At 68.5% G+C, this 20,549-nt stretch carries 21 protein-coding genes; 13 read left to right on the plus strand and 8 right to left on the minus strand.

What is annotated here, in order from left to right:
* Positions 1–83 precede the first annotated feature (83 nt).
* On the minus strand, positions 84–971 hold the full coding sequence (locus FBY21_RS13885) for an acyl-CoA dehydrogenase family protein (RefSeq protein WP_074971568.1): 888 nt from the start codon (positions 969–971) through the stop codon (positions 84–86).
* Between the two features lie 139 nt (positions 972–1,110).
* On the opposite strand from FBY21_RS13885, the gene olsB reads away from it, so the two are divergent.
* Entirely contained in the window at positions 1,111–1,881 is a 771-nt protein-coding gene (gene olsB / locus FBY21_RS13890) for an L-ornithine N(alpha)-acyltransferase (RefSeq protein ID WP_044409407.1), read from the plus strand.
* Between the two features lie 4 nt (positions 1,882–1,885).
* Positions 1,886–2,659, plus strand: coding sequence for a lysophospholipid acyltransferase family protein (locus tag FBY21_RS13895; RefSeq protein WP_142011778.1), 774 nt, complete (start codon positions 1,886–1,888; stop codon positions 2,657–2,659).
* Between the two features lie 9 nt (positions 2,660–2,668).
* Here FBY21_RS13895 and FBY21_RS13900 read toward each other — a convergent pair whose 3' ends face one another.
* Positions 2,669–3,526 (minus strand): universal stress protein, encoded by an 858-nt coding sequence (locus tag FBY21_RS13900; RefSeq protein WP_142011781.1) that lies wholly within the window; start codon positions 3,524–3,526, stop codon positions 2,669–2,671.
* A gap of 93 nt (positions 3,527–3,619) precedes the next feature.
* On the minus strand, positions 3,620–4,198 hold the full coding sequence (locus tag FBY21_RS13905) for an ACP phosphodiesterase (RefSeq protein ID WP_142011784.1): 579 nt from the start codon (positions 4,196–4,198) through the stop codon (positions 3,620–3,622).
* A gap of 150 nt (positions 4,199–4,348) precedes the next feature.
* Between FBY21_RS13905 and FBY21_RS13910 the strand changes: the two genes are divergently transcribed.
* The 3 genes from FBY21_RS13910 (at position 4,349) to FBY21_RS13920 (ending at position 6,985) form a co-directional block, all read left to right on the plus strand.
* The gene (locus FBY21_RS13910) at positions 4,349–4,672 is read left to right on the plus strand and encodes an ArsR/SmtB family transcription factor (RefSeq protein WP_044409417.1); all 324 of its coding nucleotides are present in this window, start codon (positions 4,349–4,351) and stop codon (positions 4,670–4,672) included.
* 84 nt (positions 4,673–4,756) lie between these two features.
* Positions 4,757–5,920 carry an MFS transporter gene (locus tag FBY21_RS13915; RefSeq protein WP_044409420.1) on the plus strand — a complete coding sequence of 388 codons (1,164 nt, stop codon included), beginning with the start codon at positions 4,757–4,759 and terminating at the stop codon, positions 5,918–5,920.
* A gap of 15 nt (positions 5,921–5,935) precedes the next feature.
* Positions 5,936–6,985: an alkene reductase gene (locus FBY21_RS13920; protein ID WP_142011786.1), complete on the plus strand. Its 1,050-nt coding sequence runs from the start codon at positions 5,936–5,938 to the stop codon at positions 6,983–6,985.
* 67 nt (positions 6,986–7,052) lie between these two features.
* Here the strand turns inward: FBY21_RS13920 and FBY21_RS13925 are convergent, their stop codons facing one another.
* Entirely contained in the window at positions 7,053–7,907 is an 855-nt protein-coding gene (locus FBY21_RS13925) for an ATPase (protein WP_074971570.1), read from the minus strand.
* Between the two features lie 337 nt (positions 7,908–8,244).
* Here FBY21_RS13925 and FBY21_RS13930 point away from each other — a divergent pair, with 337 nt between their 5' ends.
* Positions 8,245–8,505, plus strand: coding sequence for a hypothetical protein (locus FBY21_RS13930; RefSeq protein ID WP_044409426.1), 261 nt, complete (start codon positions 8,245–8,247; stop codon positions 8,503–8,505).
* Between the two features lies 1 nt (position 8,506).
* Here FBY21_RS13930 and FBY21_RS13935 read toward each other — a convergent pair whose 3' ends face one another.
* Both FBY21_RS13935 and FBY21_RS13940 read right to left on the minus strand, forming a co-directional pair.
* Positions 8,507–9,499 (minus strand): NAD-dependent epimerase/dehydratase family protein, encoded by a 993-nt coding sequence (locus tag FBY21_RS13935; protein ID WP_044409429.1) that lies wholly within the window; start codon positions 9,497–9,499, stop codon positions 8,507–8,509.
* A 99-nt stretch (positions 9,500–9,598) separates the two neighbouring features.
* Entirely contained in the window at positions 9,599–10,495 is an 897-nt protein-coding gene (locus FBY21_RS13940) for a LysR family transcriptional regulator ArgP (RefSeq protein ID WP_174244758.1), read from the minus strand.
* 94 nt (positions 10,496–10,589) lie between these two features.
* Here FBY21_RS13940 and FBY21_RS13945 point away from each other — a divergent pair, with 94 nt between their 5' ends.
* The 4 genes from FBY21_RS13945 to FBY21_RS13960 all read left to right on the plus strand — a co-directional run bounded on the left by FBY21_RS13945 (position 10,590) and on the right by FBY21_RS13960 (position 14,780).
* Positions 10,590–10,994 (plus strand): ACT domain-containing protein, encoded by a 405-nt coding sequence (locus FBY21_RS13945; RefSeq protein WP_142011792.1) that lies wholly within the window; start codon positions 10,590–10,592, stop codon positions 10,992–10,994.
* 3 nt (positions 10,995–10,997) lie between these two features.
* Positions 10,998–11,600 (plus strand): LysE/ArgO family amino acid transporter, encoded by a 603-nt coding sequence (locus tag FBY21_RS13950; RefSeq protein WP_142011794.1) that lies wholly within the window; start codon positions 10,998–11,000, stop codon positions 11,598–11,600.
* 193 nt (positions 11,601–11,793) lie between these two features.
* Positions 11,794–12,375: a superoxide dismutase [Fe] gene (gene sodB, locus FBY21_RS13955; protein WP_044409441.1), complete on the plus strand. Its 582-nt coding sequence runs from the start codon at positions 11,794–11,796 to the stop codon at positions 12,373–12,375.
* A 338-nt stretch (positions 12,376–12,713) separates the two neighbouring features.
* Positions 12,714–14,780 (plus strand): putative bifunctional diguanylate cyclase/phosphodiesterase, encoded by a 2,067-nt coding sequence (locus tag FBY21_RS13960; protein ID WP_044409444.1) that lies wholly within the window; start codon positions 12,714–12,716, stop codon positions 14,778–14,780.
* Between the two features lie 37 nt (positions 14,781–14,817).
* Here the strand turns inward: FBY21_RS13960 and FBY21_RS13965 are convergent, their stop codons facing one another.
* Both FBY21_RS13965 and FBY21_RS13970 read right to left on the minus strand, forming a co-directional pair.
* Entirely contained in the window at positions 14,818–15,726 is a 909-nt protein-coding gene (locus tag FBY21_RS13965; protein ID WP_142011797.1) for a GIDE domain-containing protein, read from the minus strand.
* A complete protein-coding gene (locus tag FBY21_RS13970) occupies positions 15,726–16,298 on the minus strand; it encodes a LemA family protein (protein ID WP_142011799.1) in 573 nt (190 codons plus the stop codon). The genes FBY21_RS13965 and FBY21_RS13970 overlap by 1 nt, the downstream gene beginning before the upstream one ends.
* A gap of 184 nt (positions 16,299–16,482) precedes the next feature.
* On the opposite strand from FBY21_RS13970, the gene FBY21_RS13975 reads away from it, so the two are divergent.
* From FBY21_RS13975 to FBY21_RS13985, 3 genes are all read left to right on the plus strand, one after another.
* Positions 16,483–17,820: an imelysin family protein gene (locus FBY21_RS13975; protein ID WP_142011802.1), complete on the plus strand. Its 1,338-nt coding sequence runs from the start codon at positions 16,483–16,485 to the stop codon at positions 17,818–17,820.
* 225 nt (positions 17,821–18,045) lie between these two features.
* Positions 18,046–19,473 (plus strand): di-heme oxidoredictase family protein, encoded by a 1,428-nt coding sequence (locus FBY21_RS13980; RefSeq protein ID WP_142011804.1) that lies wholly within the window; start codon positions 18,046–18,048, stop codon positions 19,471–19,473.
* 10 nt (positions 19,474–19,483) lie between these two features.
* Positions 19,484–20,548 carry an imelysin family protein gene (locus tag FBY21_RS13985; protein WP_142011806.1) on the plus strand — a complete coding sequence of 355 codons (1,065 nt, stop codon included), beginning with the start codon at positions 19,484–19,486 and terminating at the stop codon, positions 20,546–20,548.
* The last annotated feature ends 1 nt before the right edge of the window (position 20,549 follow it).

Here is a 20,549-nt window from a genome sequence, read left to right on the forward strand (position 1 = left end):
CCGGGTTGGGCAAGGGCGATTCCATCAGGCGCTTCCGATAGCCGTGTACGGCCGCGCCACTGGACGGTGTCAACCGCCCGGGTTCAATCCACCCACCCCAGTGCCTCCCGCGCCTTGGCCAAGCGCGTGGCGCGTGCGGCGCCGGCGATGGCCAGCAGGCCCTGGTCGCGCGTCCAGAGTGTTGCCCACGGCGCGGGGCCGCTGGCGAAGGCGGCGTCCAGTTCGCTGCGCAGGCCGTCGAACTCGGCGAAGAGGCCGGCCAGCATGACGTGCATCACCGGGCTGGTGGCGCACAGCCGGGCCACTTCGGCGGCGCCGGCCAGCAGCCCCAGCAGGCGCATGCGCAGGGCCGGCGGCCAGCCGCTGTCCTGGCCGACACCCAGCAGCCAGGCGCTGAGGGCGGCGAGGACGTGGAGGTCTTCAAGGCTGCGGAAGGGTTTGACGTAGGCATCCCAGCCGTCCCCGGCGAGGCGCTCGCAATGGGCGCCGTCCAGGTGCAGGCGGGCGTGGGGGATGTCGGGCATCAGCGGCAGCGCCGGCAGGGGTTCGATGCGCACGCCGGGGGCGCCGTTGCGCACCACGGTGAGGGCCAGGCGCGGGGCTTCGCCGTCGGCTTCCTCGCGGGCGGCCACCAGCAGCCAGTCGGCGGCGTCGGCGGCGGTGACGAAGTCCTTGCGGCCATTGAGGCTGAGCCCGTCGAGGCGGACCTGCATGTCCGCCGGGCGCACGCTGCGCGCTTCGGTCACGCAGAGGGCGCCGAGGCTGCGCGGGGCGGAGGGCCAGAGCAGGCGCAGCGCGCCCTGGTAGCCCGCGAGGAAGGCCAGCCCCGGGGTGGCGGCGAGGCGCCCGCCGAGGATGGCGAGTTCGAAGGGCGTGGCCTCGCCCAGGCGCTCCAGCAGGCTGCCGTACCACTCTTCGAGAGGCTGCGCGGGCAGGCGGTCACGGGTCTCGAGCAGGCGTTGCCAGGTCATGGGCGGTCTCCTTGGGGGCTGTCATTCAAGCATCACGGAAACGTCACGGAGGTGACACCGGGTCTGCCTAGCCTGAGCTTGCACAACAAGATCGTCCGGCTGCAACCGGGATCTAGCCGGCCCAAATGGAGGCTTACTCATGACTCAGATCGCTATCACCCGCGACAACGCCGCACGCGGCGACAAGAGCCCACGCCGCCTGCAGGCCGAGCGCCTCAGCGGGGTGGCTGCCCTGCGTGAAGCCCAGGCCCTGCGCTACCGGGTGTTCAGCGCGGAGTTCGATGCCAAGCTCAAGGGCGCCGAATTCGGCCTCGACATGGATGACTTCGACCCGCACTGCCAGCACATCGGTGTGCGCGACCTGGACAGCGGTGAGCTGGTGGCCACCACCCGCCTGCTGGACCACCAGGCCGCCCACGACATCGGCCGCTTCTACAGCGAGGAGGAGTTCCGTCTCGAAGGCCTGGGCGAGCTGCAGGGCCCGGTGCTGGAGATCGGCCGCACCTGCGTCGATGCGGCCTACCGCAACGGCGGCACCATCGCGGTGCTCTGGAGCGAGCTGGCGGAGGTGCTCAACGAGGGCGGCTACCGCTACCTGATGGGCTGCGCGAGCATCCCCATGCAGGACGGCGGCATCCAGGCCCAGGCCATCATGCAGCGCCTGCGCGAACGCTACCTGTGCACCGAGCACCTGCGTGCCGAGCCGCGCACCCCGCTGCCGGCGCTGGAGCTGCCGGGCAACGTGATCGCAGAGATGCCGCCGCTGCTGAAGGCCTACATGCGCCTGGGAGCGAAGATCTGCGGCGAGCCGTGCTGGGACCCGGACTTCCAGGTCGCCGACGTGTTCATCCTGCTCAAGCGCGACGAGCTGTGCCCGCGCTACGCCCGCCACTTCAAGGCGGCGGTCTGACGCCGTGGCCGGGCTGCGCTTCTACCTGCGGGTGCTACGCCTGCTGGCGGTGATCGGCCTCGGCCTGCTGCTGGCGAGCGGGGTGGTGATGCTGGAACGGCTGGCCCGGGGACGGGACCTGATGCCGCGCCGGCAGCGCCTGACCCGCTGGTTCCTGGCGCGCCTGGCCGGCGCCCTGCCCTTCCGGGTGCGGGTGGAGGGCGAGGTGCCGACGGTGCCGATGCTGTGGGTCAGCAACCATGTGTCGTGGACCGACATCCCCCTGCTGGGCATGCTCGCGCCGCTGTCCTTCCTGTCCAAGGCGGAGGTGCGCGCCTGGCCGGTGGCCGGCTGGCTGGCGCACAAGGCCGGGACGCTGTTCATCCGCCGGGGTTCGGGGGAGAGCAACCTGGTGGGGCAGCAACTGGGCCGGCACCTGGGGCTGGGTCGCAACCTCCTGATCTTCCCGGAAGGCACCACCACCGACGGCAGCCTGGTGCGCACCTTCCATGGCCGCCTGCTGACCAGCGCCTGCGAGACCGGGGTGGCGGTGCAGCCGGTGGCGATCCGCTACCTGCGCGATGGCGAGCGGGACAGCGTGGCGCCGTTCATTGGCGAGGATGACCTGGTGTCCCACCTGGTGCGCCTGCTGCGCAGCCCGTGCAGCGAGGTGGAGATCCGCCTGCTGACGCCCATCCCCAGCAGCGGTCGCCACCGCAACGCCCTGGCCCGCGAGGCCCAGCAGGCGGTGCAGGTGGCGCTGTTCGGTGAAGCCCCGTCCGACGAGCTGGCGGCCTGAGCCGCTGCCTCAGCGGGCGGGCGGCACCACCAGCATGTCGCAATCGAACTCCCGCAGGGCGGCGTCCGCCACGCTGCCGATCAATGCCCGCTTGACCCCGCTCATGCCCCGCGTGCCCAGCACCAGCAGGTCCGGTTCGGCCTGCTGCAGTGCATGGCGCAGCACGGTGATGGGCAACCCCTCCTCCGCCGAATGCTGGCTGAACACGCCCAGCAGCCCCTGCTCGCCAAGGAACTGCGCCAGGGCCGAACGGGCCGCCACGGCTTCGCGTTGTTCATGGTCCTCCAGGGCGCTGTCGGACAGCCCGGCACCCAGCAGGGTGAGCCGGGCGAAGGGCTCGAAGGCGTAGAGCGCACGGCTGCGGGCCAGCTCCAGAATCCCCAGTTCACGAGCCGCCTGGGCCGCGCGGGCCGAACAGGGCGAGAGGTCGAGGCCGACGAGGATGTCGTGGTAGTGCCCGTCGGTCTCGCGGTTGACCACCAGCACCGGTGTGTCCCCGGTGCGCAGCACGCGCTCCAGGGTGGTGCCGACGAACACGTCGCGCAGGGCGTTGCGCCGGTGGCAGCCCATCACCAGCAGGTCGAAGCCCTGGCTACGGGCGAAGTCGACGATGCGCTCGGCCGGGTCGCCTACTTCGACGCGCAGCGCCGGGGCGGCGCCCGCCAGTTCGGCGATCTCGCCCAGGTGCGAGGCGAGGGCCTCGTGGACCTGGGCGCTCCAGGCGCTGGCCAGGGCCTGGGGCTGGTCGGCATCCACCACGTGCAGCACCGTCCAGGGGCAACGGAACTGCCGCACCAGTTGGGCGGCACGATGCAGGGCACGTTCGGAGCGGTTGGACAGGTCGGTCGCCAGGAGCAGCGCTTTCATCGGAGCACCTCCACTGTTCTCGTCAGGCCGGACCGGGGTGGTCCGGGGTCCACGCATTGCACGCCCCGATGCGCTACCGGGGCTTGATGCAGGTCAAGCCATGCCGGCCTGGGCGGCGAAGCGCTGCAGCTCGGGGTAGAAGCGCCGGAAGTGATCGCTCAGGGGCTGGTAGCGCTCGGCCAGTTCATCGAAGCCGCCGGCCAGCAGCTCGGGGCGGGACAGGCGGCGGCTCATGCCACCCACCACGGCTGCCAGGGTGTCGAACTCGCGGTAGCTGCCGAGCCAGTCCTGCTCGGCCATGCGCGGGGCGATGCGGGCCAGGGCACCGGGCAGCGCCGCTTGGTCGGCCAGCACCCGGTAGACCTGCCCGGTGAAGGCGGGCAGCGGCACCTCGGCGTAGTCGGCCCAGTCGCGGGCCAGGCAGTGGTCGAAGAACAGGTCCAGCAGGATGCCGGACACCCGCCGCCGAGCCGCCGGGAACAGGGCGCGGGCGGCCCGCACCAGCGGGTGGGTGTCGGTGAACAGGTCGATGCGCCGGTGCAGGCGAATGCCGGCCTCGATGGCGTGGGGCCAACGGCCGTCCAGCGGCCCTTTGACGAAGTCGCCGTAGAGGCTGCCGAGCAGTTGGTGGGGCGCGGGGCCGCCGAGGTGGAGGTGGGCGAGGTAATTCATCGCGCCAGCTTAGCAGGCGGCTGAAAAACTCCGTTGTGTCGGTGCATGCCCATCAGCCGGGCTGATGATGACTATCGCGGGAAACGATCCCGTATCGTTTTTGCCCGATATATAGTTCGCTCCATTCCGATATGACTGGTGGAGACGGCCATGACCGACACCCCCGACAGCCTCGACATCGACCTGGGCGAGATCCTCAAGGCTCTCGCCCACCCGGTACGGCGCGACATGCTGCTGTGGCTCAAGGAGCCGGAACGCTACTTCGTCGAGCAGGATCACCCGTTCGAGATCGGCGTGTGCGCCGGCAAGTTCGACCAGCGCACCGGGCTCTCCCAGTCCACCGTATCGGCCCACCTGACCACGTTGCAGAAGGCTGGCCTGGTGACCAGCCGACGCATCGGCCAGTGGAACTTCTTCAAGCGCAACGAGGCCGTAATCGAGGCGTTCCTGCAGCGGATGAGCACCGAACTCTGACCGCAGTGCCCGATCAAGAGTCCCGCCCGGCGGGCTCACCTCGGCCCCTTTGCCACCTGCCCCCATTCACTCAGGAGCTGGCCCATGCCAACCGCGCTTCTCGTCCTGGCTTTGTCCGCATTCGCCATCGGCACCACTGAATTCGTGATCATGGGCCTGCTGCCCGATGTCGCCACGGACCTGTCCGTGAGCATCCCCGTCGCCGGCTGGCTGGTGACCGGCTACGCCCTGGGCGTGGCGGTCGGCGCGCCGTTCATGGCCATGGCCACGGCGCGCTTTCCTCGCAAGGCGGCACTGCTGGCGCTGATGGCGATCTTCATCCTCGGCAACCTGCTGTGTGCCACGGCACTGAACTACGACCTGCTGATGCTGGCACGGGTGGTGACGGCGCTCTGCCACGGGGCCTTCTTCGGCATCGGCTCGGTGGTGGCCGCCAGCCTGGTGCCGCCGAACCGCAAGGCGTCGGCGGTGGCGCTGATGTTCACCGGGCTGACCCTGGCCAACGTGCTGGGCGTGCCCCTGGGCACCGCGCTGGGCCAGGTGGCGGGCTGGCGCTCGACCTTCTGGGCGGTGACGCTGATCGGCGTGGCGGCCTTCATAGGGCTGTGGCGCGTGCTGCCGCGCCAGGATGACGAAGAGGCCGCCGACATGCGCGCCGAGCTGGCCGCCCTGCGCGGGGCCGGGCTGTGGCTGGCGCTGTCGACCACGGTGCTGTTCTCGGCGGCGGTGTTCTGCATCTTCACCTACGTGGCGCCGCTGCTGGGCGAGATCACCGGGGTGTCGCCGCGCGGCGTGACCGGCACGCTGCTGCTGATCGGCCTGGGCCTGACCCTGGGCAACTTCATCGGCGGCCGCCTGGCCGACTGGAAGCTGGCGCAGACGCTGATGGGCGTGTTCATCGCCCTGGCCGTCACCTCCACCGTGGTGCACCTGGCCAGCCCGTACCTGATTCCCATGGAGATCACCCTGTTCCTCTGGGCCACCGCTGCCTTCGCGGCCGTACCGGCCCTGCAGGTGAACGTGGTGGCGTTCGGCGCCGGTGCGCCGAACCTGGTCTCCACCCTCAATATCGGCGCCTTCAACGTGGGCAATGCCCTCGGCGCCTGGGTCGGTGGCGTGGTGATCGAGCAGGGCCTGGGTCTGACCCGCGTGCCGCTCGCCGCTGCCGTACTCGCCATCCTGGCGCTGGTCGCCACCCTGCTGACCTTCAGCCAACGCAAACCCGAGCTGGAAACCGCTCTCGACTAAGACGAGGTGTTCAAAATGGCAACATTGTTCGATCCGATCAAAGTGGGCGACCTGGAACTGGCCAACCGCATCATCATGGCCCCCCTGACCCGCTGCCGCGCCGACGAAGGCCGCGTGCCCAACGCGCTGATGGCCGAGTACTACAGCCAGCGCGCGTCCGCCGGCCTGATCATCAGCGAGGCCACCGCCGTGACCCCGATGGGCGTCGGCTACCCCGACACCCCCGGCATCTGGAACGACGACCAGGTCAAGGGCTGGAGCAACGTGACCAAGGCCGTGCACGCCAACGGCGGCAAGATCGTCCTGCAGCTGTGGCACGTGGGCCGCATCTCCGACCCGAGCTACCTGGACGGCGAGGCTCCGGTGGCCCCCAGCGCCATCGCCGCCAAGGGACACGTCAGCCTGCTGCGCCCGCTGCGTGACTACCCGGTGCCCCGCGCGCTGGAGACCGAGGAGATCGCCGACGTCATCGAGGCCTACCGCCTCGGCGCGGAGAATGCCCTGGCTGCCGGCTTCGACGGTGTCGAGCTGCACGCCGCCAACGGCTACCTGGTGGACCAGTTCCTGCAGGACAGCACCAACACCCGCACCGACCGCTACGGCGGCTCCCTGGAGAACCGCGCGCGCCTGCTGCTGGAGATCACCGACGAGCTGATCAAGGTCTGGGGCGCCGGCCGTGTCGGCGTGCACCTGGCACCGCGTGCCGACGCCCACGACATGGGCGACTCCAACCGTGCCGAGACCTTCGGCTACGTGGCCCATGAACTGGGCAAGCGCGGCATCGCCTTCATCTGCGCCCGCGAGAAGGAAGCCGACGACAGCCTGGCCCCGCAACTGAAGGAAGCCTTCGGCGGCGTGTTCATCGCCAACGAGCGCTTCACCAAGGACCAGGCCAATGCCTGGATCGCCGAAGGCAAGGCCGACGCCGTGGCCTGGGGCATCCCCTTCATCGCCAACCCGGACCTGCCAGCCCGCCTGGAGAAGGATGCGCCCTGGAACGAGCCGCACCCGGAAACCTTCTACGGCAAGGGCCCGGTCGGCTATATCGACTACCCGCGCCTGTAAGCGGCAACGCTGCGATGAACGAAGCCCCGGCCTTGCAGGCCGGGGCTTCGTTCACTGCGGTGATGGATCAGCGCGCGTTGATCTGCTGCTGCAGGTTCTGCACCTGGCTCTGCAGGGTGCTGATGTTGCGGGTCATCTGCGCGCGGAAGGCATCGAACTCGGCCTGGTTGGCACCACCGCCCGCAGCTGCCGGGGCCTGGGCCGGGCGGCTGTCCAGCTGGCTGCGCAGGACCAGCAGGTCCTGTTCGAGGCTCTTGATGGCCTGGCTGGGGTTGCCCTGCTTCTTCAGGGCCTCCACTTCACCGGCCAGCGCCTTGATGCGCTCGTCCAGCTTGGCGGCGTCGCCTTGTGCGGCCTTCAGGCGGGCCTGTTCTTCGGCCAGGCTCTGCAGGCGGCTGTCCAGTTGGCCGGCGGAGCCGCTCTGGGTCTTGAAGTCGCCGGAAAGCTGCTCGACGCGCTTGTCCTGGCTGCCCAGCTGGGCGCTGAGGGCCTGCTGCTGCTTGGCCACCTCGGCCAGGCGGGATTGCAGCTGGCGGATGTCCAGCTTGATGGACTCGCTGCCGCTGGTGACGTTGGACTCGGTGGCGACCACCTTGCCGCTGATGTCCTTGATGCGCCCGGCGGCCTCTTCGCTGATGCGGGCGAAGCTTTCCTGGGTGGCCACCAGTTGCTGCTCCATCATCGAGATCTGCTGGAAGCTCCACCAGCCGAGGCCACAGAAGGCGATGACGGTGGCGCCCAGCAGGGCCCACAGCGGACCGGTGCTGGCGCCGCCTCGGGCTTCGGGCTCGTACCCCGTGCGACCGCCCCGGGCCGGCGTGGAGGCGACACGGCGTGGGTGGTGGCCGAACTCGTCGCGGTCCTGCGCGTCGGTTGACAGGCTGGGAACATCGTCCAGTTCATCGAGAGCATCGTTACGCATGATTGACCTTCGGCAGGAGGAGCAAGGAATCGGGGTCGGCACCCAGGGCCGAGGGGCGCCAGTATACCGGTTCGCTTGGCCGGCATCAGCGCCGCGCCATGCTGGTGCGGGCGCCCTTCGTCGGTGCGCATCCAGGCTGATGGACCGGCTGCAGGCCCCATGGTTCCTGGGATTGTGAACTGGTACGCGGCTTGCTTCGGTCGTTGCGGGGCGTCCGGGGGCGCTCCATGCGCGGCCCGTGCCGCGCCGGACGGACCCACCGCTGAACGGGTCCGACGCGCTCCGTCCGGGCAGGACGACAGGCCGGAGCTCTCTTCACACCTTGGGGGGAATACGCGTGGAACTGACCAAAGCCGTGCTGGATTGCATGCAGAGCCTTCGTCGCCAGATTCGCGAGGAACAGGCCCTGGACATCCGTCTCAGCCAACCCGATGCCATCCAGCAGATGCTCAAGGCCTGTGCCGAATCCCGGCGCGAAGCGGTGATCAGCCTGGGCGAGCGCCTCAGCGAACTGACCGGCGTGCGCGTGCCGAAGGTGCTGACCGAGGAAGAGCTGGTGCGCAAGTACACCCAGTACGCCGGCCCGCTGCGCGGCTGAATCAGGCGCCCTGCTGCGCCTTCCACCAGGTGCAGAACTCGTCGAGGGCCGTCCACAGGCTCACCTGGGGGTCGTACTCCAGGTAGTGCCGGGCGCGGCTGATGTCGAGGCTGAAGTCCCGCGCCATCACCGCCACGCCCAGCCGGAACAGCGAGGGCTCGGGGCGCCCCGGCAACAGCCGGCAGACCGTTTCGTTGAGGGTCGCCGCTGCGTAGGCCACACCGAAGGGCACGTGCCGGGTGACCGGCGGCAGGTCGAGGCGGCGCAGCACGTAGTTGACCACGTCCCACAGCGGCACCGGCTCGCCGTTGCTGATGTTGTAGACCTTGCCCAGCGCCGGCCCGGCGGCCAGCAGGCCGCTGAACAGCACGTCGTTGAGGTTGTGCACGCTGGTGAAGTCGACCTTGTTCAGGCCGTTGCCGATGATCGACAGGCGACCCTTGCGCTGCATGGCGATCAGCCGCGGGAAGATGCTGGTGTCGCCGGCCCCGGTGACGAAGCGTGGGCGGAAGGCGATGACCTCCAGGCCGAATTCCTCGGCGGCGAAGACCTTCTGCTCGGCCAGGTACTTGGTGGCGCCGTAGTGGTCGGAGAAGCGCTTGGGCACCTGATCCTCGGTGATGCCGACGTGGGAGCGCCCATCGAAGTAGATCGACGGCGAGGACAGGTGCACCAGGCGCTTGACCCGCTGCTTGAGGCAGGCTTCCACCAGGTTCTCGGTGACCTCGACGTTGGCCCGGTGGAAGTCTTCGTAGCGGCCCCAGACGCCCACGGCGCCGGCGCAATGCACCACGGCCTCCACGTCCCGGCACAGGGCCTGGGCCAGTTGCGGGTCCCCCAGGTCACCGGCGACGAACTCCGCGCCCCGCCGCACCAGGTGTTCCACGGCCTCGGGCCGACGGCCGGTGACCCGCACCGTCAGCCCCTGCTCCAGGGCAAAGCGGGCGAAGCGCCCACCGATGAAGCCACTCGCTCCGGTCACCAGAATCTTCATTGCCGTCCCCCACCTGTCGTGTGTTGCGCACTCTAGCAGCGCCCCGACATGCCGTCGTGGCGCGGCGAGCCAGCACGCGCCCATTGCCGGCCACCTGGGTCAGTCACGTACCAGCCAACGCCCGCCGGCCCGGGCCAGGTGGTCGGTGAGGCTGGCCAGCAACTCGCCGCCGTGGCGCCAGTGGTGCCAGTAGAGCGGCACGTCGATGGGCCGTTGGGGAATCAGCTCCACCAGTTCCCCTCGGGCCCGTTCACCCTCCACCTGGTGCTCGGGCACCAGCCCCCAGCCGAGGCCCGCCTGGGTCAGGCGGACGAAGCCTTCGGACGAGGGGCAGAGGTGATGGGGAAAGGCGCCCTGGATACCCAGCGCGGCCAGGTAGCGGTGCTGCAATTGGTCGTCGGGGCCATAGACGATGGAGGGCGCATTCAGCAGCGCCTCCGCCGTGACGCCCCGGGAGAAGTGCCGGGCCACGAACCCCGGGCTGGCCAGGGCGCGGTAGCGCATGGCGCCCAACGCCAGGCTGCGGGCGCCGGCCACCGGGCGCTCGGCAGCGCAGATGCAGCCGGCCACTTCACCGGCACGCATGCGCTTGAGGCCGACCTCCTGGTCTTCCACCACCAGGTCCATCAGCACCCGGTGGCTGGTGCAGTAGCCCGCCACCGCCGGGGCCCACCAGGTGGCCAGGCTGTCGGCATTGATGGCGATGCGCAGTCGCTCCGGCAGGCCGCCTTCGTCCAGCGCCGGCACCTGGGCCTGGAGGTCGCGCTCCAGCAGGCGCACCTGCTGCACATGGTTGAGCAGGCGGGTGCCGATCTCCGTCGGTGCCGGTGGCGCGGCGCGCACCAGCACGGGCTGCCCGACCCGCGCCTCCAGCAGCTTGACCCGCTGGGATACCGCCGACTGGGACAACCCCAGCACCTGGGCGGCCCGCTCGAAACCACCCTGCTCCACCACGGCGGCGAGGGCAGCCAGGAGCTTGTAGTCGAACATATCGATTTTCCTTATGCGAGATCAGCAGGATTCGTTTTCCTTATACAACCGCCCTCGGCAGACTCGCCAGCATTCCCTTCCGCCTTTCAAGGAACCGACCGTGGCCGGAGAAACCGCCCTGTCCGTGCTGCTGCGCAGCCTGGAACCCCGTCTCGACGACGGTGACTACGTCTTCTGCACCCTGGCGTCTGACGCCCCGACCGGTTGCACGCCCGTGGCCAGCATCCGCGAGGCCGAGGGGTTGAGCCTGATCCTCCCGCGTGAACAGGCCGATGCCCTGGACCTGCCCTACGACTACGTCGCCGCCTGGATCACCCTGCAGGTGCACTCCTCCCTGGCGGCGGTGGGGCTGACAGCCGCCGTGGCGGCAGCACTGGCCCAGGCCGACATCAGCTGCAACGTGGTGGCGGGCTACCATCACGACCACCTGTTCGTCCCCCGCGAACGCGCCGAGTGCGCGGTGTCGATCCTGCGGGCGCTGGCTGCCAGCGCGATGGAGGGCTGAGGCATGTGGCAGAGCTACTTCAACGGCATGCTGGTGGCGGCCGGGCTGATCATCGCCATCGGCGCGCAGAATGCCTTCGTCCTCGCCCAGAGCCTGCGCCGCGAGCACCACCTGCCGGTGGCGGCGCTCTGCGTGCTGTGCGACGCGCTGCTGGTGAGCGCCGGGGTGTTCGGCCTGGCCAGCGTGCTGGCACAGAACCCGATGCTGCTGGCCATCGCCCGCTGGGGTGGGGTGGCCTTCCTCGCCTGGTACGGCAGCCTGGCCCTGCGCCGTGCACTGAGCCCGGGCACCCTGGCGATGCAGGCCGACGCCGGGCCACGCTCGCGCAAGGCGGTGCTGCTGGCGGCGCTGGCAGTGACGCTGCTCAACCCCCATGTCTACCTGGATACGGTGCTGCTGATCGGCTCCCTCGGCGCCCAGCAGCCGGTGCCCGGTGCCTACGCCCTGGGCGCGGCCAGTGCCTCGCTGATCTGGTTCTTCGCCCTGGCCCTGGGCGCTGCCTGGCTCGCCCCCTGGCTGGCCCGTCCCGCTACCTGGCGGCTGCTGGACTTCACCGTGGCGCTGATGATGTTCGCCATGGCGGCACAATTGGTGAACGGGATCTGAACCCGGGCGGTCCAAGCAGCACGGGCCGCGGAGGGGCTATTCCACACGGATACTGCGTGGTTAAGCCTCTGGTCGGGTGCTATGATCCGGCCCTCGCGGCATATAAAGAGTACGAACTCAAAGCCGCTCACCGGCCGCCCGTGAACGGCCCCGCGCCTTGCGCACATATCCAGACCTGATGAAGGAGACAGACATGGCTTTCGAATTGCCGCCGCTGCCGTACGAGAAGAACGCTCTCGAGCCGCACATTTCCGCCGAGACCCTGGAATTCCACCACGACAAGCACCACAACACCTATGTCGTGAACCTGAACAACCTGGTTCCGGGCACCGAGTTCGAAGGCAAGAGCCTGGAAGAGATCGTCAAGACCTCCTCGGGCGGCATCTTCAACAACGCCGCTCAGGTGTGGAACCACACCTTCTACTGGAACTGCCTGAGCCCGAACGGCGGTGGCCAGCCCACCGGCGCCCTGGCTGACGCCATCAACGCCGCATTCGGTTCCTTCGACAAGTTCAAGGAAGAGTTCACCAAGACCTCCGTCGGCACCTTCGGCTCCGGCTGGGGCTGGCTGGTGAAGAAGGCTGACGGCTCCCTGGCCCTGGCCAGCACCATCGGCGCCGGCTGCCCGCTGACCAGCGGCGACACCCCGCTGCTGACCTGCGACGTCTGGGAACACGCCTACTACATCGACTACCGCAACCTGCGTCCGAAGTACGTCGAGGCGTTCTGGAACCTGGTGAACTGGGACTTCGTGGCCAAGAACTTCGCCGCCTGAGTCACCCGCAGCACCTGAAAGGACCCGGCCTTGCGCCGGGTCTTTTCGTTCATGCCGGCGCTCGCGTCGTCCTCACCCCCTGCCCTCCTAAACCGCAGAATCGATCGGGTCGCCCGTTGAACTCAGCGGCGCTGTCCATTCGTCGTCTGGCATTCAAGTCAGCCGATGCCGCACCGACACAGGGGCGTGTTCGCTTAATCCACCAGCCTGGCGAACGTCCCATTCGGGGACCGGGTTCCGCTTTTTGCGTACTGGCCCTTTGACGGCTACCCCGTGTTTGCCAATACTCAAGCGGTCTGGCACCTGGCACTTACCGGCATCGAACAAGGAATTCCTACTTGAAGCTGGATCTGAAAAACAGCTTGTCACTGAAGTTGCTCCGCGTGGTGCTGCTGTCCGCACTGGTGGTGGGCGTGGTGCTCAGCTGCGCGCAGATCGTGTTCGACGTCTACAAGACCCGCCAGGCGGTGGCCAACGACGCCCACCGCATCCTCGGCATGTTCCGCGATCCATCGACCCAGGCCGTCTACAGCCTGGACCGCGAAATGGGCATGCAGGTCATCGAAGGCCTGTTCCAGCACGAGTCGGTGCGCTTCGCCAGCATCGGACACCCCAACGAACCCATGCTGGCGGAGAAGACCCGCCCGCTCAGTGAGCTGCCCACCCGCTGGCTCACCGACCCGATCCTCGGCAAGGAACAGAACTTCACCACCCAGCTGGTGGGACGCGGACCGTACAGCGAGTACTACGGCGACCTGACCATCACCCTCGACACCGCGCCCTATGGCGAGGACTTCGTCATCAGCTCGGTGATCATCTTCGTCTCCGGCGTGCTGCGCGCCCTGGCCATGGGCCTGGTGCTCTACTCCGTCTACCACTGGCTGCTGACCAAGCCGCTGTCGAAGATCATCGAGCACCTGACCAACATCAACCCCGACCGCCCCAGCGAGCACAAGCTGCCCATGCTCAAGGGCAACGAGAAGAACGAGCTGGGGTTGTGGATCAACACCGCCAACGAGCTGCTGGCGTCCATCGAACGCAATACGCACCTGCGCCGGGAGGCCGAGAACAGCCTGCTGCGCATGGCTCAGTACGACTTCCTCACCGGCCTGCCCAACCGCCAGCAGCTGCAGCAGCAGCTGGATCAGATCCTCGAGGACGCCGGCCGCCTGCAGCGCCGGGTCGCCGTGCTGTGCGTGGGCCTGGACGACTTCAAGGGCGTCAACGAGCAGTACAGCTACCAGACCGGCGACCAGTTGCTGATCGCCCTGGCCGATCGCCTGCGTGGCCACAGCGGCCGCCTCGGCGCGCTGGCCCGCCTGGGTGGCGACCAGTTCGCCCTGGTCCAGGCGGATATCGAGCAGCCCTATGAAGCCGCCGAGCTGGCCCAGAGCGTGCTGGACGACCTGGAGGCCCCCTTCGCGCTGGAACAGCAGGAAGTCCGCCTGCGCGCCACCATCGGCATCACCCTCTTCCCGGAAGACGGCGACAGCACCGAGAAGCTGCTGCAGAAAGCCGAACAGACCATGACCCTGGCCAAGAGCCGCTCGCGCAACCGCTACCAGTTCTACATCGCCAGCGTGGACAGCGAGATGCGCCGCCGCCGCGAGCTGGAGAAGGACCTGCGCGAAGCCCTCAAGCGCAACGAGCTGCAACTGGTCTACCAACCCCAGGTGGACTACCGCGACCACCGCGTGGTGGGCGTGGAGGCGCTGCTGCGCTGGCAGCACCCGCAACACGGTTTCGTGCCGCCGGACCTGTTCATCCCCCTGGCCGAGCAGAACGGCAGCATCATCCCCATCGGCGAGTGGGTGCTGGACCAGGCCTGTCACCAGCTGCGGGACTGGCACGACCAGGGCTTCAACGAACTGCGCATGGCCGTGAACCTCTCCACCGTGCAGCTGCACCACACCGAGTTGCCGCGCGTGGTCAACAACCTGCTGCAGGTCTACCGCCTGCCGCCGCGTAGCCTGGAGCTGGAAGTCACCGAGACCGGCCTGATGGAGGACATCTCCACCGCCGCCCAGCACCTGCTCAGCCTGCGCCGCTCCGGCGCACTGATCGCCATCGACGACTTCGGGACCGGCTATTCCTCGCTGAGCTACCTGAAGAGCCTGCCGCTGGACAAGATCAAGATCGACAAGAGCTTCGTCCAGGACGTGCTGGAGGACGAGGACGACGCCACCATCGTCCGCGCCATCATCCAGCTGGCCCGCAGCCTCGGCATGCAGGTGATCGCCGAAGGGGTGGAGACCCCTGAGCAGGAGAGCTACATCATTGCCCAGGGCTGCAACGAGGGTCAGGGCTACCTCTACAGCAAGCCGCTACCGGCCCGCGAGCTGACCGGCTACCTCAAGCAATCCCGCCGCCTGAGCGCCGCTGCCTCCAACCCCGCTGCACTCTGATACGCCGCATGCACCGCCTGAGGATGGCCGCCAGACGCTAGAGCCACCCGGTGGTGCGCAGCAGATAGACCGTTGCCACCGCCCCTGCGATGCACACCAGCCCCGCGCCCAGCGCCTGCCAGAAGAAGGCCCGGGTCAGCACGTCCTCGCCATGGCTGGACAGCAGGAAAGGCCGCGCCTCCCCCGGGCGACGCATGCGGTTCACCGCCGGTGCCGCACTGGTGGCGCGATGGCGATCCTCCGCCTCCAGCTGCGCCGCCAGACGCACCCGCCCCCACTCCGCCTCGTCCAGCTGGCCGTCGCCGTTGCTGTCGAAGCGCTTCAGCAGGCCGGCGAAATCACTTTTCCATTCGCGGATCACCGCCCCCTCGGCGCGGCTGGCATCGAAACCCTGCTGGCTCGCGCCGGTGGTGACGAATTCGCCGATGGCGTAGAGCGGGCCGCCCAGTTCCAGGCGCTCCTCGGTGTAGCGGTAGTCGCCGCCACCGAACAGCGAGCCGAAGAAGCCGGTAGACTCCACCCGTAGCGGGTGCCGCTGGCTGCCATGCCAGACGTCGCGGGAGGCGGGTCGGACCTCGGCACCCCGCGGGTCGATCAGGCACTCGCCGGTACCGTCCCCCAGCGCCAGCCACTGGTCACTGGCGCCGCTTTCCACCACTTTCCAGCGCTTGTCCTTGCCGCTTCCGCTGCGCTCCTCGATCCGGAAGCGCCACCACACGCAGGGCTTGCCGGTGAGCGGCGCGCTCAACAGGCCATGCTGCGGCTCGTGCAGCACGCCGTAGAGTTCCACGTAACCCTGGGCTGCCGAGCGGATCTTTGAAGTGGGCGTATCCAGCAGCAGGCGCCCCTCGTAGAAGCGCTTCAGGCACCACCAGCCGCCACCGAGAAAGGCCCCCAGGCTGAAGGCCAGGCTCATCGCCAGGCCGCCGGCGTCACCACCATCCATCAGTTGAACAGGCTCTTGATGTCCACATCGACCTTCTCGGCCTCGCTGAACACCAGCAGCTCCGCCGGGCGGAAGCCGAACATGCGGGCGATCAGCACATCAGGGAACTGCTCGATGCGCACGTTGTTCAGGTTGACCGCCTCGTTGTACAGCTCGCGGCGGTCGGCGATGCCGTTCTCCAGCCCGCTGATGCGCTGCTGGAGGAACTGGAAGTTCTCGTTGGCCTTGAGCTGCGGGTAGTTCTCCGCCAGCGCGAACAGCTGCCCGAGGCCGGCCCGCAGCCCGCTCTCGGCCTGGCCCAGGGCGCCCAGGTCACCGCGCTCGCGGGCACCGGCCACGGCGTTGCGCGCGGCAATCACGCGCTCCAGGGTGCTGCGCTCGTGCTGCATGTACTGCTTGCAGGTTTCCACCAGCTTGGGCAGCTCGTCGTGGCGCTGCTTGAGCAGCACCTCGATGTTCGACCAGGCCTTGCCCACGCCGTGCTTCAGGCGCACCAGGGCGTTGTAGAGGATCACGCCATAGGCGCCCGCCAGCAGCAGGGCGACGAGGATGGCAACGGTGCTCAGGGACATGCGAACGACTCCTTGTCTTCGGTTCCGGCGGATTCTAGCGCCCACCGCCCTCCGGCACAGCGCCCCGGGGCACACCCAACGCGACAGCGAGACAAAGTGCCACTTTTCAAAAATGCAAATCTTTCGCATTATGTTCGCCGTTTTCGCGCAGCAGCGCTTCCCAACACCACCGAAGGAATCCGCCATGAGTCGTATGCCCCTGGCCACCGCCAGCCTGCTTGCCATCGCCATCACTCTCGCCGGTTGCGGCGACGACAAGGACAAGGCCGCCGCGCCCCAGGCCGCAGCCCCGGCAGCCGCCAGCAGCACTGCTGCACCGGCCGCCGCCAAGGTGGACGAGGCAGCGACCAAGGCAGTGGTCAAGCACTACGCCGACCTGGCCCTGGCCGTGTTCACCGACGCCCACACCACCGGCGTCGCCCTGCAGAAGGCCGTGGACGCCTTCCTCGCCAACCCGAATGACGACACCCTGAAAGCCGCCCGCGAAGCCTGGCTGGCCGCACGCGTGCCCTACATGCAGACCGAGGTGTTCCGCTTCGGCAACCCGGTGGTGGACGACTGGGAAGGCCAGTTGAACGCCTGGCCGCTGGACGAGGGCCTGATCGACTACGTCGCCAAGGACTACCAGCACGCGCTGGGCAACCCGGGCGCCACCGCCAACATCATCGCCAACAAGGAAATCCAGGTCGGCGAAGACAAGATCGACGTCACCGAGATCACCGGCGAGAAGCTCTCCAGCCTCAACGAGCTGGGCGGCTCCGAAGCCAACGTCGCCACCGGCTACCACGCCATCGAATTCCTCCTCTGGGGCCAGGACCTGAACGGCACCGGCCCGGGCGCCGGCAACCGCCCGGCCACCGACTACGCCCAGGGCAAGGACTGCACCGGCGGCAACTGCGACCGCCGTGCCACCTACCTGAAGGCCGTCACCGACCTGCTGGTGAGCGACCTGGAATACATGGTCGGCCAGTGGAAAGCCGGCGTGGCCGACAACTACCGCGCCAAGCTGGAAGCCGAACCGGCCGAGTCCGGCCTGCGCAAGATGCTGTTCGGCATGGGCAGCCTGTCCCTCGGCGAACTGGCCGGCGAGCGCATGAAGGTCGCCCTGGAAGCCAACTCCCCTGAAGACGAACACGACTGCTTCAGCGACAACACCCACAACTCGCACTTCTACAACGGCAAGGGCATCCGCAACGTCTACCTGGGCGAGTACAAGAAGGTCGACGGCACCACCCTGACCGGCCCGAGCCTGTCCTCCCTGGTCGCCAAGGCCGATGCCCAGGCCGACGCCACCCTGAAGGCCGACCTGGAGGCCACCGAGGCCAAGCTGCAGGTCCTGGTGGACCGCGCCAACAAGGGCGAGCACTTCGACCAGCTGATCGCCCCGGACAACGCCGAAGGCAACCAGGTGGTGCGTGACGCCATCGCCGCCCTGGTCAAGCAGACCGGCGCCATCGAGCAGGCCGCCAGCAAGCTGGGCATCAGCGACCTGAAGCCGGACAACGCCGACCACGAGTTCTGATCGACTCGTCCGCGCGTCCCGTAAAGCGGATGCGGCCCATCGCCGCATCCGCTTTTTTCATGCCCGGAAATCCGCCTCTCGTCTCGCTGGAAGGCACGTCACGCCTGGGTTCCACCCGCTCCGCAGCGGCCAGCCGGACCCGCTATCACGAACGCAAATCCCTCTTATTTAATAGCCGTTCGCCTGCTAACATTGCCCGCCTGTTTTCCCCAGCCGGACCCGCCAATGCCCGTATCGTCGGCCCTCCGCCACCTGTCGCCGCTGTTGCTGGCCGTTGCCCTGGCCGGTTGCGACAAGCCCCCCCGCTTCACCCAGGCCGAACCCGGCGAGCAGCTTTCAGGCGGTGCCGCGACCATCAACCTGCATGACCGCAACGCCTTCTCCCAGGCCTCCGGCAACCTCACGCCGAGCCGCCGGCTGGACTTCAACGTCGGCAACAGCTTCTTCCGCAACCCCTGGGTGATCGCCCCATCCTCCACCACTGCGAGGGATGGTCTGGGCCCGCTGTTCAACACCAACGCCTGCCAGAACTGCCACGTGAAGGACGGCCGCGGTCATCCGCCGGGCGTTCGCGGCGACAACGCCGTGTCGATGCTGGTGCGCCTGTCCATCCCCGCCGAAGCCAAGGCCGAGCACCGGCAGATGCTGGAGCGCCTGGGCGTGGTGCCCGAGCCGGTGTACGGCGGACAGCTGCAGGACGTCGCCATCCCCGGCGTCGCGCCGGAAGGCAAGGTGCGCATGCGCTACGAGCCGCTCAACGTCACCCTGGGCGACGGCACCGTGGTGGAACTGCAGAGGCCGACCCTGGAGATCACCCAGCTGGGCTACGGCCCCATGCACCCGCAGACGATGTTCTCCGCGCGGGTCGCTCCGCCGATGATCGGCCTGGGCCTGCTGGAGGCCATTCCCGAGGAGGCCATCCTGGCCAATGCCGGCCCGTCCGAGGCCAAGGGCCCTGGCATCGTCGGCCGCCCCAACCAGGTCTGGGACGACGCCGCCGGCAAGACCGTGCTCGGCCGCTTCGGCTGGAAGGCCGGCCAGCCCAGCCTGAACCAGCAGAACGCCCACGCCTTCTCCGGCGACATGGGCCTGACCACCAGCCTGCTGCCCCACGACGACTGCACGCCCACCCAGGTGGACTGCCTGAATGCCGTGAACGGCGGCGAGCCCGAGGTCAGCGACAACATCCTGCGCCTGGTGCTGTTCTACAGCCGCAACCTCGCCGTGCCCTCGCGGCGTGGGGTCAACGACCCGCAGGTGCTGGACGGCAAGGGCCTGTTCCACCAGGCCGGCTGCCAGGGCTGCCACACCCCGAGCTTCACCACCCGGGCCGATGCCGCCGAACCGGAGCTGGCCAACCAGTTGATCCGCCCCTATACCGACCTGCTGCTGCACGACATGGGCGAGGGCCTGGCCGACGGCCGCCCCGAGTTCCAGGCCAGCGGCCGCGACTGGCGCACACCGCCGCTGTGGGGCATCGGCCTCACCGAGGTGGTCAATGGCCACACCCGCTTCCTTCACGATGGGCGCGCCCGTAACCTGCTGGAGGCCATCCTCTGGCACGGTGGCGAGGCCGAGGCGGCGAAACAGACCGTCATGCGCTACGACGCCGGGCAGCGAGCCGCGCTGCTGGCATTCCTGAATTCCTTGTAAGGAGCCCTGCATGTTCCGCCCCAAACTGCTCTTCACCAGCCTCGCCGCCCTTGCCCTCGGCGCCTGCGCCCCCCAGGACCCGCAAGCCCAGGCTACGTCCGCGCTGGCCAAGCAGGTGATCCTGCCCACCTACAGCCGCTGGGTGGAAGCCGACCGTGCCCTGGCCGCCAGCGCCCTGGCGTTCTGCTCCGGCAAGGAGGACCTGGCCAAGGCCCGTGCCGACTTCCTCGTCGCCCAGAAGGCCTGGGCCGAGCTGCAGCCGCTGATGGTCGGCCCGCTGGCCGAAGGCAACCGTGCCTGGCAGGTGCAGTTCTGGCCGGACAAGAAGAACCTGGTGGGCCGCCAGGTGGAGCAACTGGTCAACGCCAAGCCGCAGATCGACGCCGAAGGGCTGGGCAAGTCCAGCGTGGTGGTGCAGGGCCTGTCCGCCTACGAATACATCCTCTTCGACAGCGGCCTGGACCTGGCCGATGCCGAGCAGAAAGCCCGCTACTGCCCGCTGCTGGAAGCCATCGGCGAACGCCAGAAGGCCCTGGCCGAGGAAATCCTTGCGAGCTGGAACAAGAAGGACGGCATGCTGGAACAGCTGACCAAGTTCCCCAACACCCGCTACGCCGACTCCCACGAGGCCATCTCGGAGCTGCTGCGCGTGCAGGTGACTGCCCTCGACACCCTGAAGAAGAAGCTTGGCACCCCCATGGGCCGCATGAGCAAGGGCGTGCCCCAGCCCTACCAGGCCGACGGTTGGCGCAGCGACACCTCCCTGGCCAGCCTTGGTGCCAGCCTGCTCAGCGCCGAGCAACTGTGGAAGGGCGTCGACGGCCAGGGCCTGCGCAGCCTGCTGGGCAGCGACCAGAAGGCACTGGCCGAGCAGATCGACGCCGCCTATGCCGACGCCCGCAGCAAGCTCGACGCACTGCAGCCGCCACTGAGCAAGCTGCTGGAGAGCGAAGAGGGCCTCAAGCAATTGGGCGTCTTCTACGCCAGCCTGGACGTGGTGCACCGCCTGCATTCCAACGAGCTGGCCCGCGTCCTCAACGTACAACTGGGCTTCAACGCCAACGATGGTGACTGAC

The organism is Pseudomonas sp. SLBN-26 (assembly GCF_006715895.1).
In the GTDB taxonomy this organism is placed as follows: domain Bacteria; phylum Pseudomonadota; class Gammaproteobacteria; order Pseudomonadales; family Pseudomonadaceae; genus Metapseudomonas; species Metapseudomonas otitidis.

Excerpts from the sequence above, each read along its gene's own strand:
- FBY21_RS13885 (WP_074971568.1), bottom strand. The coding sequence starts at position 971 with ATGACCTGGCAACGCCTGCTCGAGACCCGTGACCGCCTGCCCGCGCAG.
- olsB (WP_044409407.1), top strand. The coding sequence starts at position 1,111 with ATGACTCAGATCGCTATCACCCGCGACAACGCCGCACGCGGCGACAAG.
- FBY21_RS13900 (WP_142011781.1), bottom strand. The coding sequence starts at position 3,526 with ATGAAAGCGCTGCTCCTGGCGACCGACCTGTCCAACCGCTCCGAACGT.
- FBY21_RS13905 (WP_142011784.1), bottom strand. The coding sequence starts at position 4,198 with ATGAATTACCTCGCCCACCTCCACCTCGGCGGCCCCGCGCCCCACCAA.
- FBY21_RS13910 (WP_044409417.1), top strand. The coding sequence starts at position 4,349 with ATGACCGACACCCCCGACAGCCTCGACATCGACCTGGGCGAGATCCTC.
- FBY21_RS13915 (WP_044409420.1), top strand. The coding sequence starts at position 4,757 with ATGCCAACCGCGCTTCTCGTCCTGGCTTTGTCCGCATTCGCCATCGGC.
- FBY21_RS13920 (WP_142011786.1), top strand. The coding sequence starts at position 5,936 with ATGGCAACATTGTTCGATCCGATCAAAGTGGGCGACCTGGAACTGGCC.
- FBY21_RS13925 (WP_074971570.1), bottom strand. The coding sequence starts at position 7,907 with ATGCGTAACGATGCTCTCGATGAACTGGACGATGTTCCCAGCCTGTCA.
- FBY21_RS13935 (WP_044409429.1), bottom strand. The coding sequence starts at position 9,499 with ATGAAGATTCTGGTGACCGGAGCGAGTGGCTTCATCGGTGGGCGCTTC.
- FBY21_RS13950 (WP_142011794.1), top strand. The coding sequence starts at position 10,998 with ATGTGGCAGAGCTACTTCAACGGCATGCTGGTGGCGGCCGGGCTGATC.
- sodB (WP_044409441.1), top strand. The coding sequence starts at position 11,794 with ATGGCTTTCGAATTGCCGCCGCTGCCGTACGAGAAGAACGCTCTCGAG.
- FBY21_RS13965 (WP_142011797.1), bottom strand. The coding sequence starts at position 15,726 with ATGGATGGTGGTGACGCCGGCGGCCTGGCGATGAGCCTGGCCTTCAGC.
- FBY21_RS13970 (WP_142011799.1), bottom strand. The coding sequence starts at position 16,298 with ATGTCCCTGAGCACCGTTGCCATCCTCGTCGCCCTGCTGCTGGCGGGC.
- FBY21_RS13975 (WP_142011802.1), top strand. The coding sequence starts at position 16,483 with ATGAGTCGTATGCCCCTGGCCACCGCCAGCCTGCTTGCCATCGCCATC.
- FBY21_RS13980 (WP_142011804.1), top strand. The coding sequence starts at position 18,046 with ATGCCCGTATCGTCGGCCCTCCGCCACCTGTCGCCGCTGTTGCTGGCC.
- FBY21_RS13985 (WP_142011806.1), top strand. The coding sequence starts at position 19,484 with ATGTTCCGCCCCAAACTGCTCTTCACCAGCCTCGCCGCCCTTGCCCTC.